Consider the following 17,008-nt stretch of genomic DNA (forward strand, 5'->3'; position numbering starts at 1 on the left):
CGCGATTTCGCACCTGATCCGAAGTCCACCACTCCACGGGGCTCTATCGTCTTCCATCGGCTCATGTCGCAAGGCTGAACAAACAGGGTGACATCGCAGTTCGTGCCCACACGCCCTATACGGGGAAACAGTGGGTTGGTGATCAGCCGATGTCGAGTGGGATGGGATTGTTGTTGTTGTCGCGGTGGTAGATGGTGACGGTGACTTCGAGGTTGTTCGAGGCGGGGTGGTGGGTGAGTGCTGCGGCGTTGTCGGCGCAGATCGACCGCTGGCCTGCGGTGGGGTAGCAGGAATCGATGGCTGCAGGTGGGGTGTAGCGGCCGCCCAGCTCGTCCTGTCCGCGTGTCCACTGCTGGCGGACTGTCCACCATCGCTGTAGGGCTTGTTCGTGGGCGAGCGCGCGTGGCACTTCGACTCCGATGACCCGCACGCTCGTGTAGTCGGCTGCGGCGAGTTCGGCCAGTAGATGCTGGCCGTGGTCGGGCCAGCGCAGGGTGCTTTCGATGAGTACGTTCTCTTGCCGGTCGGTGCAGATTCGGCGAATCTGATCGATCAGCGCGGTCGACTCGTGATGGACCAACGCGGCGAGCTCGCGTGGCGCGATCGGGTGGCCGTCCGCGAGGGGCCGCTCGAGCAGGTCTCCGTAGATTCCGTCGGTGACGGCCTGGCGGATCAGATGGTCTTTGACCTCGTCGGCGTCGAGACGTCGATAGTCCTGCAGATCCGCGATCTGCCGGCTGAGCAGTGTGGACTTGCCCGCCCCGGGCGGTCCGGCGGTGATCAGCGCCGAGCGACCCTCCCGCGGTGGCATGGGTGTCGAGTCGCGGTACCGGTCGATGACGGTCTTGCGGAGCACCCGTCGGCGGACCGAGACGGCATACAGCCGGGTGGTGTTGCGTGGTGAGTCGGTGTTCAGTGGTGCGTCGGGTGCGGACAGGTCGGCGAGTTGCGCGGCGACCGCCTCGCGCGACGAGGAGAAATCACTCACGCAGAACGCGCGGCCTGTTCGAGTTTGTCCTTGTTCTTGTCCATCAGCCGGGCGAGTTCGTCTTCGGTGAGCTGGCCGCGGTAGAAGGCGCGCTCGACCTCGTCCCAGCTGCCGGGTTCGTACGCGTCGGCGGCGATACCACCGACTTTCGGGACGGTGCCGAAGGTGAAGTTCCAGTTCAGCAGCTGCTCCATCATCTGCTCGGTGCTGATCTGCCCGGCGGTGCGCTGATCGATGATCTCGGCCGGGGTGGGTTCGAGCATCTTGGGGTTCTCGGCGGTCTGACGCAGCAACCGGTACACGGTGGCCTGGGAGACGTCGAGATGCTTCTCGATCGCACGTTGCCGCATCCCGGCCTTGTGAGCGCGCGCTACGACCCGCAGCAGCGCACGGTTGTCCAGGCGCAATCGGGCGGCGACCTCGTCCAGCTCAGCAGCTGCCCGATCACGGGAGATGTCCATGGTGCTCATTTACCCACCTCGTTGATTCAAGTTGAATCAACTTCAGGATAGCAGGACGGTTTCTTTCCTGGTCCCTCCAACGTCTCTGGGCGAAGCCGAGCTGGCCAACCAGCGGTTGGTCTACCGCACTCCCGCTACGCTCGACCCCGCGCCGTGGGAGCAGGTCTTCAACGCCGAGGAGCAGTGATCAGGTGTTTGCCAGGCGCACCAGCTGCTGCTGGTAAGGCGTGCGTCGGCGCGCTCGGCAATTGTGGTGACTATGGTGTCGATGATCTCGTGAGGATGCGTGGCGGGCAGGCCGGGGACGCAGGGGTCCGACATGACCTCGAGCAGGGCGCAGGCGTTGTACACGGGAACCGTCACCGGCGGCGTGTCCGCTGTCGGTCTGTGATTGCTTCCGCCACCGACACCGATGAGAAGAAGCTGAAACCACAGGCTGCCAAAGGAATCCAGGAAACCTCAAGGGAGGTGTCCTCGTGGGAGTTGCCTCTGTACCGCTCCGCTGCGGCGTCGCGTGTGTTCACTGCGAGCGGATGTGTCCTGGTCATCTACCGGCGGTGTCCTGTATGGCCTGTGACCGCAGACGAGTCCTGTCGATATCTCCGTTGCTCAGCACATGGGGACGGTGGCCGAGGTGGAACAGGCCGGGTGTGTGCAGGCATGGAACATAGCAATGCGCCGCCGGAACAAATCCGACGGCGTGCGGCCTTCGACGATGCCGCCGCCGCTGCCCATCCACCAGGCAGGCCGGAGCGACAGGCGCTCCGAGCACGGCGACTTCTGCAGTCCGGGCCTTCGTTGGGCAAGCGACCGGAAGCGACCTGTGTACCGAGTGCGGGGTGAACCATTGTTCACCCTATGGTGCACCATGGTGGAGAATGCTCGACTCGATAATGTTTGGTGAGGAATTTGATGAATCCCAGGGTCACACAGACCGAATTCCGTGGCGCCGGGGTCGCACTGGCCGCCGACCGGTGGGATCCACCGTCGCAGGGGGTCGGCGGATCCGGTGTCGACAGGAAAGGCGTGGTCCTGCTCCTGCACGGCGGTGGGCAAACCCGACATTCCTGGCGGAACACCGGGCGCAACCTCGCGATGGGCGGGTGGTCCGCCGTCGCGGTGGACGCACGCGGGCATGGAGAGAGCCAGTGGGCGCCGGACGGGGATTACGGTATCGATGCGTTGGTCGCCGACCTGACCTCGATCGTCGCCGAGTTGGGGGAGAAGCCGGTACTCGTCGGGGCCTCGATGGGCGGGATGACATCGTTGATCGGGCAAGGGGAGAACCCGGATCTCGCTCGCGGTCTCGTCTTGGTCGATATCGCACCGAGGGTCGAAACCAGCGGTACGGCGGAAATCATGGCCTTCATGCGCAGTGGACTCGACGGCTTCGCGAGCCTCGACGACGCTGCGGCGGCGATCGCGGCGTATACCCCGAACCGGGTCCGCAAGCCCAACCCGGACGGGCTGCGCAAGAACCTGCGTCTGCGTGATGGTCGCTGGTTCTGGCATTGGGATCCGGGGTTCCTTCGCCAGGGCGACGAACCTACCAGGCAAGCGGACTCGATCGTGCGCTACGAACGCGCTCGGGATGCCGCCGCCGCGGTCACCGTTCCCACGATGCTCGTTCGTGGCAAGCAATCGAATGTGGTCAGCGAGGCAGGTGCCCAGGAGTTGCTGGAGCTGATCCCCACCGCGAAATTGGTCGATGTGTCCGGGGCCGGCCATATGGTCGCCGGTGACGACAACGATGTCTTCAGCGGCGGGCTGAGGGGATTTCTCGACGACGAGGTCATCGCTCTGCGTCCTTGATTCATCGAAGCGCTCGCGCGTAGCCGGGCACGGCCTCGACCGGTCGAGTCGAGGCCGGGCCAGCACGAGTTACTTTGGTCGAGTGGTACTTCCGGAAAATCCCGAGGGAGTGGCTGCAAGGACAGAGTTGGATGTCGAAGTCGTTCACGGTGGCCGATGGTGCAGCGTTGCACGGGAGGATCGGATCGGTGGGCTTCCGCAGCGATGCCCACACTCTCCTGGGGTGACGCATCAACGGCGGTGTATTCCTCACGCGCTTCCTGCTGACGTGCCGTGGCTCAGTGATGGTGCACGCTGGACGCGCCGTAGGGAAAGCGGCGTCGCCTGTGGTCATTGCGAGCGGATGTGTCCTGGTCGTCTAATGCCGGCGTCCTGTATGGTCTGCACCCGCAGGCGATCCCGGTCGATCGTTCCTCTACTGAGTGCGTCGGGGCGGTGGCCGAGGTGGAACAGGCCCGGGGTATGAGGGCAGGGGTACACGGCCATGCCCTTTTCGCCTGGGTGGCGTTTGCGGACGGTTTTCGCGTCGCCGCGGGTGTGGTAGCCGCGGTGTTGGCATATGGTGCACCAGGTCCAGCGCGCGGCGGGGTTGTGGGCCCGGGGGCTCATAGGGCATGTCCGATCTGAAGGTTGAGCCAATCCGAGAGCCACTCGATGGCGTTGCGGCCGGCATTGTCGACGACGAGAGCGTTGTAATTGGTGTGGGCACCGGAGGTGAAAAAGCTCACGGCGCCCAGTCCTTCACCGACCAGGGAGACCAGATCCTCCGCGCCCTGCGACCGGGACAGCTCGAGCAGCAAGTTCGACAGCTGCGGCAGGTCCAGGGTGTCGGCCTGGGCCGTGATGCCGGTAGACACCACGTTTGCGTGCTTGCCCAATAGCTCAGGCGAGGTCTTGGTGGCCGTGCCCGAGAGCATGTTCATCGCCACGGATGCGAGGTCCAGGCCGACCGGGACGAGGCCGGTCATAGCTGCGCCGGCGCCGAGCGGATCGGGGTGTTGCCCCGGTGGGGGTAGCAGTTTCTCGACGGCCGACCAGGCAACTTCCTGGATCTGACCGACGATATTGGCCAGGCGGATGACGTCGACGTTCGCCAGGATCGATGCGACGAGCGCCGCGATCCGGGTCGCTCCGGACGGATCGGGGATGATCGCCAGCACCTGCGAGACCCAGTTCAAGTCGACGGCGGCGGCCATCTTTACCAGCGGGGCGAACTGGTTGTTCAGCTCGCCGGCGATCTGGTGCGCGCCGTGGGCGTCGAGCGCGGCGACCTTGTGTGGCAGCAGGGTCAGGTTGGTGAGGATGCCGGGCATGTCGAGTGAGGTCACACCGGTGACGACGTTCAGGACCTGGTTGACCACCACCGTTGGCTTGAGGACCGACAGCACGCCGGTGGCCGAGGTGAGTGCGTCGATGGGGGTTGAGGCGAGCGGCGCGATCTGCGTGTTGAGGGTGTGTGCGGTCGCCGCGAGGGTCTGCATCTCCGGAGTGGACCCCGGCAGGGTTGGCGGGTCACCACCGGTCAGTGCGTGTGCGGCTTCGGCGAGGTCGGTGGCGGTGCGGAGCGCTTGGTCGAGGTCGGATTGCGTTGCCCGGGTGAGGACGTCGGAGGCGTTGCGTTCGGCGGAATCGAGTGGTGCGGCTGCGAGCTGACTGTTCGCGGCCGGGTCGGCGGCACCGGAGTCGATCAGGTCGGTCAGCGCCGCAACGGTATTCGCGATCGATGTCGCGGTTGCGGCGACCTGTCGGATATCGACGGTCGGTGCGGCGAGCAGTTGGCCGAGGGCTGTCGTATTCGATCCGAGGGCGGGCAGGTCGGCGTCGGAGAAGTCCGAGGTCAGTGCGGTGGCGAGGGAGCTGTTGCCGTCGGCTGGGGTGGTGTCGCTGGTGCTGGGGGTCTTGCTCAGGATCGAGCCGAGGGAGCCGAGGAGCGGGCTCGCTCCCTTCTCGATCGAGCAGTACAGGTCGCCCGGATCGCAGATCGAGGCGACGCGCCCGGAGAGTGCGCCCATCCCTTGCGAGCGGGGACCGGCGATGCCCTGTCCCGAGGTACGGGGTCCGACGGTCGCCGACCCGTTCGTTCCGGCACCGGGATCGGCGAGGAGACCGACAGCGAGCACCCGGTCGGGGTCGACGGGGCCGTTGCCGTTGCCGATGTCGGACGCGATGTCGCCCGCGGCATCGGCGCCCTGCGAATAGCCGACGATCGTGAACTTCGTGTTCGGGCAGGAGTTCGCGATGTTCGTCAGCACCTGCTTGGCTTTGGAGACGGCGTCGGCTTTGCTGTCGGCGTAGGTGTGCCCGTTGTCGAATGCTCGCGCCATGTACGGCAGCGTGTATACCTGTGCCCGGCTGCCGTGCTCGCTCTTCAGTGCGTCTGCAACGGGTTTGAGCATTCCCACCGGCTGGGCGGGGTCGGCGTTCTCGTCGGTCTCCCACGTGCCCGGGATGAACAGGTTGAACGTTGCTGCACAGCTGGCCGGGGTTGCGTTGGCGATCGCGGGAGCGGTGAGCGTGACGCCACTGCCGGCGACGGTCGCGGTGGCGATCAGTGCGACCGTGCGGCGGGATCTCGAACGTCTGGCGGGCATAGGGCACCTCGATGACCGGAAGGAACACATGGGTACTTACATTCACCTACTACGGCTTTTTCCCAAAGGGGGGTGTTCCCCTTCCTGCGGATCCGTTTATGCACTCTGACCAGCGGTACTCTGCGTGTTTCGGGACTCGCAGGAGCCGACGACCGCGAGGTTGCGGGGCTATCGGCTGGCGAGGACGCGTGCCGCAGTGGCCATCAGCGATCGAGGGGAGAATCCCGAACGATGGCGGGGATATTCATAGGGCAACTCTGCCGCGCTGTCTGCGTGCCGGAACTGACCCCTGCGACGGTCGATGGCGCCGCCGCGTCTGAGCCTGGATGAAGGCCTCCCGCATCGCCTTCCGGTGCTCTGCCGAGGCAGGGGGAGCGGTCCGCGTCGACGAATTGAAGGCGGCAATCTCTGCCCGCCGAGCCTTGACCAGGCGGTCGGCGATGTCGGCGGGCGATTCGCCATCGCAGCCACGGCCGGCGGTCGCGTTCTGCGTCGGCGACGGACCGGACCAATCGATCCGACTCAGTCGCCACTTCAGCAGCCCGAGGGGCGAGCTCATGGCCGCGGACGTCGGCCATGTCCAGCCGCGCTGCGCCGTGCTCCGGTTGAGGGCGTCGACGATGTCGATCCCGGTCCATCGGCTGGTGTCGATCCCGACGTGTACGAGCAGGTCGCACACAACCCCAACGTGCCGGTGGCGCCCTGTCGACAGTGCGGGATCGGGTCCGACCACCGACCGCAGTGCGGGGATTCGATCGACGAGAACGGCCGCTGCCCGCTGGAGATTGATCGAGCGAGGAGACACTGTCGATGTTCCTGAGCCCGCGCGCTCGCGCGTTGGTGAGTTCTTCCCTACGGAAGATTCACGTCTGGAAGAACCCCTGAAGGATTGGGGTGCGGAGCAGGGGCGGGACGCTGTCGGTACCGGCCGCCGTATCGCGGTGCGGTGTCGTCGGCGTGAGGGCGGCCTCCGAGGTTCGTGTTCGGGCATTGCCTCGACTGCCCACCGTGGAGACGACAGCGCCCATACGCTTGCTGCGCCGCGCTGGGGGCGGTCCGGGCGTATGCCCTGGATCTTTTCGTGCAGACGGGCGGCGGCCTCACGCTCGATCCGGTCGAGTAGTTTCCCGCGTGCCAACTCCACGCCGAGCTCGAGCTCGCGCATCACCCTGCGGCCTCGTCGCAGCGCATCCTTCGACAGTCCCGAACGGGTCTGAAGGGTTGCCAGGCTTGCGGTTACCCGGCGCCCGGTACTCGATTCGGCGACGGCCGCGTGTGCCGCACAGGCGGCAAGGAACGTAGACAGTGCAATTTCATACCGGCGCAATGCCGTACGCCCCCGATCGGTGTTCGTGACGATCCACTCGCACATGGTCAGCCATCGCGCGCGGCTTTGCCACGTCGGCACTCGGGCGGCAACGCCGTCGTCGATCGGCCGGGAGAACGATCGCGACTTTGTGGGTTGGGTTGCGAGAAGGGCGGTAACCGCGGCTTCGTCGGTATCGGTGGAATCGCTGTCGACTTGGAGATCCGCCGCGGGACCCCGGGACGCACCGTCGTCGGGCCAGAGAATCGAGGAGGAGGAGGTGTCACTGTTGGTTTCGGGCGACACATCCGGGTTGAATGATGTTCTGATAGAGCAGGAAACAGGGTATGCGCTACCCTGAGACGTACCTGGCACGGTAAGTCCCTTCGGGGAATGCAGTTCGAGTGTCGGAAGTTGGCGCTTCCGTCACCCACCCAGGAGCGTGATCGTCGGCGAGTCGACCGCTCCGAGACGGGGAAGACCTTGGCGGGTCTTCCCCGTGGGATTCGGCCGAACCCCCTTCGGAGTCTGTGTCTCTGGGTCTGCGCTGTGAAGTTGGATCCTGTATCGAGGTTGCTCAGTCGGTCACTCGGTGCTGTGTACTTTCTCCACTATCGGTGCGCTGGAACAGCGTTCAGCTCGTCGCGGCCAGTCGGTGATCACCGGCAGCGCGCGGCGGCAACCGGGCGCCGCGTCAGCGCGCGCGCCCGCCCGGAAGGACAATCGAGCGTGCGAATCGAGCCACCTGGTCGATGGATTCGACCGAGGCTGTGGCGGGGTCGGATGCAACGAGATCGACGGTGTCGATGAACGCGGCGTAACCGACGGTGTCGGCACGACGAGCGGGGGAGAGGACAAGCGGTCCGAACGTATTGATGAGCTCGGATAGTTCCAGGTGTGCCGGCGTTGCCGAGCCGTGCACCAGACGTGCACGTAGCTCACAGTCGATGGCAATGAGGGCCCATCGGCGGCCGTCGCGGTCTATGGCGGTCACGGTCATGCGACCACCGCTGAGGGAACACGTCGACGGCCGGTCCCCGGCCGCAGCTTGGCGACGTGCCCACGACTGATCGCGTACTGCATCACCTTGTCGGCGGGAACAACTTCACCGCGGACGTTGAATAGCATTCCAGCGGCTACTGCCATCCTGGGAGGGGTCTTCTGCGTGATGAGTTCCTCGACTCGCTCTTCGCACTGTGCGAGCAGAGGGCATGCGCGGCATGCGGTCATCGCGCGTCGCCAATGCGCCGGGTCCGTCTCGGTCGCCTCCCACAGATTGCTGCGGCCTGCACAAAGCCCGACGGCTCTGTCGGGCCGACTCAACGGCTCGAGCCCGCGTCGCTCCAGCTCTGCCGTGATGCGGCGCGCGGTCGGGCACGTTCGGACCTCTGACGAGTAGACGAATCCACATCTGCGGCAGCGGCCTGTTCCCGTGTGTTCGCGTGAGATTCGGTGCAGGCTACCGGGCGTTAGAGTCGCGAGGGGGTTCGTCGGCGTCGTGACGACGAGTCTCCGGAGAGTCGCGGCGACGAGCGGGCACAGAGGCTTTTCCAAGGTGTACTCGAACCCGCAGCACGCGCAGGACCTCTTGTCGTCGGCTGGGATGTGGGTGGAGAGGATGTCCTGAACGGGTCCTGGGGGGACCCGATCGGAGAGTTCGACTCGTGATGCGTTCCCTCGGGATCGTGCAGTGGCTAGGCGCAGGCGTGCTGCGCCAACTAACGTGTTCAATGCAGGTCTCCAACTGCGAGGAGGCCGTGGGGCTGCTAACCCTGCGACCTCGTGGCTTACCGATTGCTGCTAACAATCGGTTGGTCGACGGTCCCCTGGCTGCTACCAACAGCCGGGGGACCTTTCACTTCTCGGAACCTGTCACCTTCCCTTCTGTGATTCTAAAACCATTATTCTGTAGACATCATCGTGTGCGCATCGTATCCAGGAGATTGCACAGTGTCTAGCGATGAAGACGTACCTGGCAGGGGCTCTGTGAGCAGACGAGTGATGCGGGGCTTCCAGCCCCAGGCGTTGTCGAACGCGCGGCGAGCTCGGGGCCTCTCTCAAGCCGAACTCGCCAGGAGCGCGGGCATGAATCCGGGCACCGTCCGGAAGTGGGAGCTGGGCGAGTCGTCCCCCCAGGTCGACCTGCTGGCCAAGGTGGCGGACCTCCTCGACCTCGCCGTGGCAGATCTGGTCAAGGTCCCGGAGGAGGAGCGGTACCCGGGCGACTGGCGTGTACTCAGAGGAATGACTCAACCCCAACTCGGGGCCGCGGCGGGGGTGACAACCCGGATCGTGGGCAGTGTCGAGCGCGGAGAGATCTCGCTCTCCGACAACGCCGCGCGCCGGTTGTCGGCGGCACTGGGGATCTCGGAAGCGGAGCTGCGGGCGAGCTACGAACGAGTGCGTAGCCGGCCGCTGGGTGCCCCGGCGTAATCCTTCTGCGCTCACGGAGCGGCGGAGGCGAATGCGGTTCGGTCGCAGTCGACTCGGTTGATGTGGTGCCGCCGTTGTCATTCGTCTCCTGGTCCAGGGAATGCGGGTACGCCGAAGTAGGCATTGCGCTACAAACGGTCCGGAGATGGCACAGACCGCAGGATTCCCTGGGTAACTGGGCACGCGCATAGAACCCTATGCATCGGGGCACTTGTGCCGCAACAGCAACTTGCCCACTCTTCGGATGTTCCTGGCATTGCGTTCGAGTGGATGTAACTCATCCCAAGTATGTGCACGAAGAGTGCTGCTACTCAGCGAATCTCGCGGTGACAAGCCCACCGGTCGTGTGCTGATCGAACATCATCAACGAGACCTCGAGATGGACGAGTCGCCAGGTCCCGTCGAGTGCTCGAAAGCGAATCTCGCCGGACGTGGACCGGTGTGCGAGGTCGTCCACCATTCGCCGCGCGACCGGTACGTCGTCCGGATGTATTCCGGGAGTGGGCTGTTCCGGCAGGTTCTCCCATGCGATCCCGGGCATAGGCTCACCACGCCATTTGACGAGCTGCAAGCGCCTGAGATCGACATACGCGAGGTGCTCGCCGGGACGCAGCTTCGTCTCAACGATCCGGTGCTCGAGAACGACCGGAGCTTGGGCTGCGACGTGAGCGGACGCGGCCGGACCGATGTCGTGGGTGAGGCCGCGGAGGATCACGTGCTTACCCTCACGGAGCATCCGGCAGGAGAAATGTGCCGCGCGTTCTTCCCCGTCGTCTCGGACGACCGTCCACACTGCCTGATGCTCGGTGCCGGGTTCGGACCGGAGGATCTTCGCCAGAGCCTCGCCCTCGTCGAGGTTGGTCTTCAACCGGGTAAAGGCGCCGGCCTGGGCGACGGTGGATCGACGGTCCTTCTCTGCGACTCGGTACAGATCGAAGAGGTCATCGGAACCGGATGCCTGTCCCAAGGTGAGGTTGAAATGCCAGGCTCCGACAGGATCGCGATCGGGCGGGGTCTCGTCGACGCTGCCGCGCCACAGCTGCAGCCCGTGTAACCGTCCCTCCGAGTTCAGAAGTGGCATAGCGGCCATCCGTGACCCCGACGTGGCCGTGTGGTCGATCGGAGACGGGCGATTGATCATGTCGAGAACTAGCTGCTGGACTTCGAGCAGCGCGGTGCTGACGGTGCGTCGACTTCGGAAGACACGATCGAGCGGAACGAAGGACTTGGGCTGATTCCCCTGTCCGATGAGGGTGGGTTCGGCCCCACCGAATGTACTGATCAAAAGCCAAGGATTGGCCATCTCTTCCCCCCCGAGACTGGATGTACCTACGGAAATGACTATCACATCTGTCTTCTCCGCAGGGCGGCGGCCAACGGCCTGTGGTGTCGTGTTCCCACGATGCGAGAGAAGAAGTCGACAAACCGGGCGTCGTTCCCGATCAGGACCTTGGCGCGCCCAACAGCGGCACCGGCGAGGATTTTCTCGGCGGCCACCCGCGGATCGGTTCGGGCGATCCACTCGTCGAACGACCGCGCGAGCGCGTCGGGGTCGACCTTGTCGGTGTGGAGCGCTGTACGGGCAATCGAGGTCTTGATGCCCCCGGGGTACGCACAGGTCACCTGCACCGGGTGGCCGGCGATCAGCATCTCCTGACGAAGCGCGTCGGTGAATCCTCGGACGGCGAACTTCGATGCGTTGTAGGCGGAATAGCCGGGCACGGCCACAAGGCCGAACGCCGACGAGACGTTGACGACATGCCCGCCGCCGGCGGCGAGAATGTGCGGCAGAAATGCCTTCGTGCCGTGGACGACTCCGAAGAAGTTCGTTGCTAGGACGTGCTCGTAGGACTTGATGGGAGTATCAATGATGTTGCCGGAGTGAAGTATTCCAGCAACATTGAACACCGACCGGATGCGGCCGTGGGCGGTGCTGGTGTGGTCGGCGAAGTCTCCGACCGATGATTCATCCCGTACGTCCACCACAGCGGATGAGACGGGAGTCGAACGGCTGGCCGAACAGAGCTGCACCGTGTGGTCCAGCTCGCCACCGTTGATGTCGCCGAGTGCCAACGGAACCCCGGCTTCGGACAGTAGTAGTGCCAGCTCGCGGCCGATGCCGGATGCTGCGCCGGTGATGACGGCAGCGCCTCCCCGAAGACTGTTCATTGCTGCAACCTAACGGGTGGTGACCGGTGATTCCTGGGGAGGCACCGACCCGTCGGAGGACCTCGGCTGGCCGTTAGGAGGGAGGACGCAGCTTCTCGTAGGCCGACTGAGCCCGGGGGAGTGCAGCGGAGTAGTGCTGTTCGGGGGTCCTTCCTGATTTCAGCAGCCGTTCCTCGGTGATGTATCCACGAGGATCGGCGCGCTGGACCGCTAGGGCATAGGCGGCCGGGTCCGCGGGATCGACTCTCACTGTGGCGGCGACGTCCATGAAGACCTGTGTGGCCTCGGCCGCGGCCTCCCACGACTCTGCTGAGGCCGGAAGGGTATAACGCCACCCGAAGATGTCCCGGATGCCTCCCTGTGGGCTGAAGGGGAGAGCGCTTCTCCAGCCTGTTTCGGCGTTGCTGGCCACCAACGCCGCGACGGCTTGCTCGGGGGTACCTCCGCGTTCTTCGACGGTCGCGACGATGGTGTCGGCGAACCCGCGTACGACGCTGGCACCGAAGTCGTCCTCGCTGAAGGCTGTGACATCGGTTGGTGAGGTGGTCGTGGTTCGAGTACTCGTCGTCGACTCGGTGATCGTCCGATCCCTGTTGCATACGGTCAGGCCGACGAGACCACCGATCACGCCGATCGCAATCAGGGACGTGACAATGCTCTTGCGGTTCATAAGTTCTCCGTAGTCAGTAGCGGACATCGTCGATGAGCCAGCGATCGCGTTCTCGAACGACGGCGACCCACACCGTGGTGTCGGGGGTGACCGCGGTCGCTCGGTCGCCCGAGATTGCGGTCTGCTTGATGGTGGCCACCCGCCGGACGACGTCGTCGGTGTCCGCGGGGCATCCGGAGCATTCGATGCTGACTTCGGCCACGATCTTGGTTTGCTGCTGCGCCCAGTGCGTCCACCGCACACCCGGACCGCGTTCGGTCGTCGCATTCATCACCATGCGGCCGGCAAGGGCGTCGGTCAGCCAGCGGCGGGCTCGCCCATACGCCTCGTTCCGTGTCGCGTCGGTAGCGGGAAACCAGGTGAAGGCCACGGTGAGCCCTTCACGCGCTGCGTCCTCGGCGGCTCGGGACGCCGCCGGCGGTTCGGTGATCGCCGCGTCGGTCGGCACCGGGATCGGGGTGGCCGGGGTGCCAACGGCCGCCGGGGTGGTCGTGGTTGCGCCGTCCGACGGATCCATAGGGTCGCTGCTCCGTGAACTGGAGTAGGCCACAAGGCCCACCACTGCGGCGAGCACGGCCATCAGCGTCAGCATGCGAGCCCTCATACCGTCTACCGTCCCTTTCCGAAAAGCGCTGCCCGGCAGCATTGATGTCGCAGTTCTCACAGCACTCGTCGGGCCTTCATTCCGGCCCGGATGGGGGCTTCTTCGACCACGTCTCCGGTTGTGGGTGCGTGGACCATCTGTCCTGCTCCCGAGTAGATGCCCACGTGGCCGGGCCCGTTCGGTCCCCAATCGCCGAACACGAGATCGCCCGGCCGGGCGTGATCGATGGGGATCTCGATGCCGACGGACCACTGCTGTTCCGAGGTGCGGGGAAGTGTCACCTTCCCGGCGCTGGCAGCGTGCACGGCATACGAGGTCAGGCCCGAGCAGTCGAACCCACCACGGGAAGGGCCCTCGGTTCCGCCGCCGCCCCACACGTACGGAGTACCGAGGTAGTCACGTGCGGCCGTGACGATCTGACCGCCCTGTTCGCCACTCGGGACGAAACGGCCGCGAGAGTTGGGGTTGACGAATTTCCCACGGGCGTTGGTGATTTTCGCGACGTAGTGCTGTGTCTCGGCGTAGGGCGGGATTCCTCGGTGGACCTGGACTGCGCCGAGCCCAGCGTTGTACGCGGCCAGAGTCAAGCCGATCGGGTCCCCTGGAATGGAGGAAACCTCCTGGTAGAGCGCACACATGTAGTGCGCTTGCGACATCACCGCATCCCCGATCGAGTTCGGATCCGTCGTGCCGTCGCCGTCATAGTCCTTGCCCCATGTGCTCCATGTGCCGGGCATGAACTGTGCCGGACCCGTCGCACCGGTCGCGGAGACCGGTGCGTTCGGGCCGTGGCGGAATCCGTTCTCCTGCTCGAGTTGCGCTGCGATCAACGGCGAATCGATCTCTGGACATACCGTGCCCGCGCGCCTGATCCACGGCTCGAACTCGGTTGGCGCAGCGCGGAACGCGAGCTCCCCGGCGCCGGGCGCTCCGAATCCGGTGCAGTCGGAGGCCGATCGGACCGAGGCCATGAGTTCGATGTTCGCGTCGCGGTGGAGGTCGAGAGCATCACCGCTGGTTTCTGATTGGTCGGCGATACCCGGAAGGACGGTCAGCGGGTCGATCGCCACACCGCCCTGCAACCGACCGCCCTGCCAGTATTCGAAGTGCAAATGTGGTCCTGTGGATTCGCCCGCATTGCCGATATCGCCGATGTGCTCCCCGGCAGCCACCACATCACCCGCCGCGACCCGCAGGCCGTCGTCGAACATGTGCCCGTAGACCGTCGAGACCGGTTTGCCGTCGACATTGGAGTCGATGACGATCCAGTTCCCGAAACCGGCGGCCGATCCCGCGGCGACCACCCGACCGTCGAGCGCGGCGAGGATCTTCGTAGCGACGGGTCCGGCCAGATCCACCCCGAGGTGAGCGGCCCCCCAGCGCGCACCGAACGGCGAGGTGTACGTGGTTGTTCCGGGCTCGACCGGCATGCGGATCGGTCCGGACGGGCGCAGTGCCAGATCCCGCGTACCCGAGCCCATCCCGGCGTTGTCGCTGGGAACGGACCGACACGGGTCCTTCGCGATGACCGGTGCCGGGGCGCACGCCGCAGTCCCGAGGACAACGGCCGCAGCACCGGTGAGCATCAGGACGCGCGCCGCGCCGACGATGGTCATCGTTCCCCGGGGATCGGGGTGTCGAGCTCCGGGATGGGAAGCGGGCCGGGGACCGGCTCCGGGAAGGGATTCCCGGCGGCGGTGCCGGCGGATGCCGGCGGAGCGGCGCGGCTCGATATCGGCAGACCGAGTTCGGATGTCGCTGGCGTTGTCACGTTCGGGGTGGTGAAGGTTGGTGTGGCGGATGGGGGAGACGTCGCAGTGCTGCGCTCGGCCTCGCTCAGGCTCAGAGTGGGCGGAGTCGTGATTGCCCACCGTGTCCCGTGGTCGGCGACGGTGAGGACGATCTGCATGTTCCCGACCTGGGTGGGAACGACCACGTGTGCCGTGCGGGTGCCGGCGCGTTCCTCGAGGCGACTGCTGGTCGGACCGGTGATCACGAGCGGGATCCGGGGCCGTGCCGACACCAGGGTCTCGTCGGGCGCCTCTTTGGTGAATTGAGCGAGAGCCGTCAGCCATGTCGTATCCGAGACAGTGGGATCAGCGAAGGCGTGTGCGTACGCCATCGCGGTGGCCGGTGCGCTTGTCGCAGTCCACGTCGTGGGTTGGGTGGCGACCTGGGACTCGGTGACCTCGTCGAGCTCGTAGGTGATCGATTCCGCCGTGATGGCCGGTGCATGGGCGACGTTCTCGGCGGCGGTGACTTCGGTGGCCGTGGTGGACGCTGGCGGCCGCGGCGGAGTTTGGCCGAAGATCGCGCCGGCGACGAAGAGCAGCGCCACGAATCCGGCGATGGTGATCGCCAGGTGCGCGCGTGAGTAGAGCACCCAGCGTCGTACCGGTGCCAGGACGGGATTGGGCCCGGATGCCGACATCAGCTGTACCGATCCTGCCGGTGCGATCCCGGAGTCGGGGCCGTCCACACCCGGATGTTCTGCGACGGTTCCTGCTGCTGCTGTCGACGAACCGTCGGCGAGGCGAGAACATCGGTTCGCGGATTGCGGCCGGACCGGTGGGGCCGGCCGGGGGTGTAGACCTTCATCGGTGCGATCGCAGAGCGATCCCCGCCGTCCCAGCGTTGCCCCACGCCGGCGGTCAGCAGGTCCCGGCGGGCTCGCCGATCCAGCTGCTGCTCTTCGGCTTCGCTTGTATCGATCCGCTTCCACACGGTGGCGCCGATACGCATCGCCTTCTCGGTGTCCGGGCTCTCGGCCTTGCCGCGGGACGCATCACGGCCGGCCATCGCGGCGATACCCGCGAGGCGGACGTCGCGTTCTGTGGCCGCCGCCGATGCCTGATCGAGTCGGTTGGCTGGGCCCGAGGACTGGCTCTTACGGGCGTCGGCGCGGGACTTGGTCAAGGCCTGCTGACGTTGGTTGTTCAGGGACCGGCCTTCCGGGCGGGCCGGTACCGGTACCCCACCCGACCCGGCGATCTCGCCGCTGGTGCGTCGCCTCTGCAGGTCGCTCACGGTGTGCGCGGCGCCGACGGCGGCCCCGGCACCCGGTCCGCCGATTGCCGTGGCGGCGCTGGTGAACAGCTTCCGCCGGAGAGTCTTTTGGGCATTACGTGCCTTGCGGTTGAGCATCGACGCGCGGTTCTGCGTGAGGGTCTGGGACATCCGTTTGAACGGCCGCAGGAACGCCCAACCCGCGACGGTCAGCAGCACCAGGATCCACAGTCGCCAGGTGCCGTCGACGTCGCCGCCGGAGTGAACATAGAGCGAGACCAGCGCCATCAGATACAGCCCGACGACGGCCGCGCCGGCCACACCCCACAGGTAGGCCGAGCCCAGCGTGCGCAGGACCCGTGACAGCCACCCGCCGTGCGCGATCGCGACCGGAATCCAGAGCGGAGCGAACAGCACCGCGAATCGGATCGCCAGTAGTGCGGTCAGTTTCAGGACCGACGCGCCGATCCACAGCAGCGAGGGCATCGCCAGTTTGAGCATGGCCATGAACCCGGTGCCGGCGCGACCGGAGTTTTTGCCCTGAAACTGGTAGTAGGACAGCTGATAGTCCTCTTCGAGGGAGGAGACGATTTCCTTGAACTGGTCGGCCTTGTCCTGGGCGAGTTGTGCCTGAGCCGTCGGATCGCCCTTGACTTGCTGCTGCTCGGCGTAGGAGAACGCCAGCGAATTGCGCAGCCGCGGGCCGAGCTGGGCGGGATCGGTCGGGTCGTAGTTGGTGCCGAACCAGCCCTTGCGCCAGTCCTCGAGGAAGATCTGGTCGAGCAGCACATCGCGCGGGTTGGTGCCACCGGAAACCAAGGTGCCGTTGCCCTCTCCGCCGCCGAAGCGAACCGCGAAGATCTGGTCCTGGGTCTCGGTGACGAGCGAGCCGAACGTGTCGTCGGAGATCTGGAGGGCCTTCTGCGGTGCGCCGATCAGCAGTGCCCCGAGCATCAGGCCGAGCGCCG

Annotated in this window: 14 protein-coding genes; 2 read left to right on the plus strand and 12 right to left on the minus strand. The window is 65.8% G+C overall.

Translation table 11 applies throughout. The features are described from left to right. Positions 1-142 precede the first annotated feature (142 nt). The gene (locus I0Q12_RS06660; RefSeq protein WP_197251193.1) at positions 143-988 is read right to left on the minus strand and encodes a zeta toxin family protein; all 846 of its coding nucleotides are present in this window, start codon (positions 986-988) and stop codon (positions 143-145) included. Continuing rightward, the gene (locus I0Q12_RS32160; RefSeq protein ID WP_231610152.1) at positions 985-1,458 is read right to left on the minus strand and encodes a winged helix-turn-helix domain-containing protein; all 474 of its coding nucleotides are present in this window, start codon (positions 1,456-1,458) and stop codon (positions 985-987) included. Before I0Q12_RS32160 ends, I0Q12_RS06660 begins: the two co-directional genes overlap by 4 nt. A 903-nt stretch (positions 1,459-2,361) precedes the next feature. Between I0Q12_RS32160 and I0Q12_RS06670 the strand changes: the two genes are divergently transcribed. After that, on the plus strand, positions 2,362-3,261 hold the full coding sequence (locus tag I0Q12_RS06670; RefSeq protein WP_197251194.1) for an alpha/beta fold hydrolase: 900 nt from the start codon (positions 2,362-2,364) through the stop codon (positions 3,259-3,261). A gap of 605 nt (positions 3,262-3,866) precedes the next feature. Here the strand turns inward: I0Q12_RS06670 and I0Q12_RS06675 are convergent. The 3 genes from I0Q12_RS06675 to I0Q12_RS06685 form a co-directional block, all read right to left on the minus strand. After that, positions 3,867-5,852 carry a cutinase family protein gene (locus tag I0Q12_RS06675; RefSeq protein WP_197251195.1) on the minus strand — a complete coding sequence of 662 codons (1,986 nt, stop codon included), beginning with the start codon at positions 5,850-5,852 and terminating at the stop codon, positions 3,867-3,869. Positions 5,853-6,096: 244 nt separating this feature from the next. Further along, the gene (locus tag I0Q12_RS06680) at positions 6,097-6,531 is read right to left on the minus strand and encodes a hypothetical protein (protein ID WP_197251196.1); all 435 of its coding nucleotides are present in this window, start codon (positions 6,529-6,531) and stop codon (positions 6,097-6,099) included. Between the two features lie 1,321 nt (positions 6,532-7,852). After that, on the minus strand, positions 7,853-8,158 hold the full coding sequence (locus tag I0Q12_RS06685) for a hypothetical protein (protein ID WP_197251197.1): 306 nt from the start codon (positions 8,156-8,158) through the stop codon (positions 7,853-7,855). Between the two features lie 1,001 nt (positions 8,159-9,159). On the opposite strand from I0Q12_RS06685, the gene I0Q12_RS06690 reads away from it, so the two are divergent. Further along, a complete protein-coding gene (locus I0Q12_RS06690) occupies positions 9,160-9,591 on the plus strand; it encodes a helix-turn-helix transcriptional regulator (protein ID WP_197251210.1) in 432 nt (143 codons plus the stop codon). A gap of 307 nt (positions 9,592-9,898) precedes the next feature. Here the strand turns inward: I0Q12_RS06690 and I0Q12_RS35065 are convergent, their stop codons facing one another. From I0Q12_RS35065 to I0Q12_RS06725, 7 genes are all read right to left on the minus strand, one after another. Further along, the gene (locus I0Q12_RS35065) at positions 9,899-10,894 is read right to left on the minus strand and encodes a GAF domain-containing protein (RefSeq protein WP_197251198.1); all 996 of its coding nucleotides are present in this window, start codon (positions 10,892-10,894) and stop codon (positions 9,899-9,901) included. A gap of 41 nt (positions 10,895-10,935) precedes the next feature. Continuing rightward, complete coding sequence (locus I0Q12_RS06700; RefSeq protein WP_197251199.1) at positions 10,936-11,760, minus strand: SDR family oxidoreductase; 825 nt, start codon at positions 11,758-11,760, stop codon at positions 10,936-10,938. A gap of 73 nt (positions 11,761-11,833) precedes the next feature. Continuing rightward, a complete protein-coding gene (locus I0Q12_RS06705; protein ID WP_197251200.1) occupies positions 11,834-12,430 on the minus strand; it encodes a hypothetical protein in 597 nt (198 codons plus the stop codon). Between the two features lie 13 nt (positions 12,431-12,443). Then, positions 12,444-13,034 carry a hypothetical protein gene (locus I0Q12_RS06710; protein WP_197251201.1) on the minus strand — a complete coding sequence of 197 codons (591 nt, stop codon included), beginning with the start codon at positions 13,032-13,034 and terminating at the stop codon, positions 12,444-12,446. Positions 13,035-13,090: 56 nt separating this feature from the next. Continuing rightward, positions 13,091-14,650, minus strand: coding sequence for a peptidoglycan DD-metalloendopeptidase family protein (locus tag I0Q12_RS06715; protein WP_197251202.1), 1,560 nt, complete (start codon positions 14,648-14,650; stop codon positions 13,091-13,093). Next, complete coding sequence (locus I0Q12_RS06720) at positions 14,647-15,465, minus strand: hypothetical protein (RefSeq protein ID WP_197251203.1); 819 nt, start codon at positions 15,463-15,465, stop codon at positions 14,647-14,649. The genes I0Q12_RS06715 and I0Q12_RS06720 overlap by 4 nt, the downstream gene beginning before the upstream one ends. Further along, positions 15,465-17,008: hypothetical protein (locus tag I0Q12_RS06725; RefSeq protein WP_307846078.1), on the minus strand; the 1,544-nt coding region annotated here is incomplete at its 5' end. The genes I0Q12_RS06725 and I0Q12_RS06720, both read right to left, overlap by 1 nt.

Source organism: Rhodococcus sp. CX, assembly GCF_015865005.1.
GTDB lineage: Bacteria > Actinomycetota > Actinomycetes > Mycobacteriales > Mycobacteriaceae > Rhodococcus.

Coding starts and splice junctions, on each gene's coding strand:
- I0Q12_RS32160 (WP_231610152.1), bottom strand. CDS start 1,458: ATGAGCACCATGGACATCTCCCGTGATCGGGCAGCTGCTGAGCTGGAC.
- I0Q12_RS06670 (WP_197251194.1), top strand. CDS start 2,362: ATGAATCCCAGGGTCACACAGACCGAATTCCGTGGCGCCGGGGTCGCA.
- I0Q12_RS06675 (WP_197251195.1), bottom strand. CDS start 5,852: ATGCCCGCCAGACGTTCGAGATCCCGCCGCACGGTCGCACTGATCGCC.
- I0Q12_RS06685 (WP_197251197.1), bottom strand. CDS start 8,158: ATGACCGTGACCGCCATAGACCGCGACGGCCGCCGATGGGCCCTCATT.
- I0Q12_RS06690 (WP_197251210.1), top strand. CDS start 9,160: ATGCGGGGCTTCCAGCCCCAGGCGTTGTCGAACGCGCGGCGAGCTCGG.
- I0Q12_RS35065 (WP_197251198.1), bottom strand. CDS start 10,894: ATGGCCAATCCTTGGCTTTTGATCAGTACATTCGGTGGGGCCGAACCC.
- I0Q12_RS06700 (WP_197251199.1), bottom strand. CDS start 11,760: ATGAACAGTCTTCGGGGAGGCGCTGCCGTCATCACCGGCGCAGCATCC.
- I0Q12_RS06705 (WP_197251200.1), bottom strand. CDS start 12,430: ATGAACCGCAAGAGCATTGTCACGTCCCTGATTGCGATCGGCGTGATC.
- I0Q12_RS06710 (WP_197251201.1), bottom strand. CDS start 13,034: ATGAGGGCTCGCATGCTGACGCTGATGGCCGTGCTCGCCGCAGTGGTG.
- I0Q12_RS06715 (WP_197251202.1), bottom strand. CDS start 14,650: ATGACCATCGTCGGCGCGGCGCGCGTCCTGATGCTCACCGGTGCTGCG.
- I0Q12_RS06720 (WP_197251203.1), bottom strand. CDS start 15,465: ATGTCGGCATCCGGGCCCAATCCCGTCCTGGCACCGGTACGACGCTGG.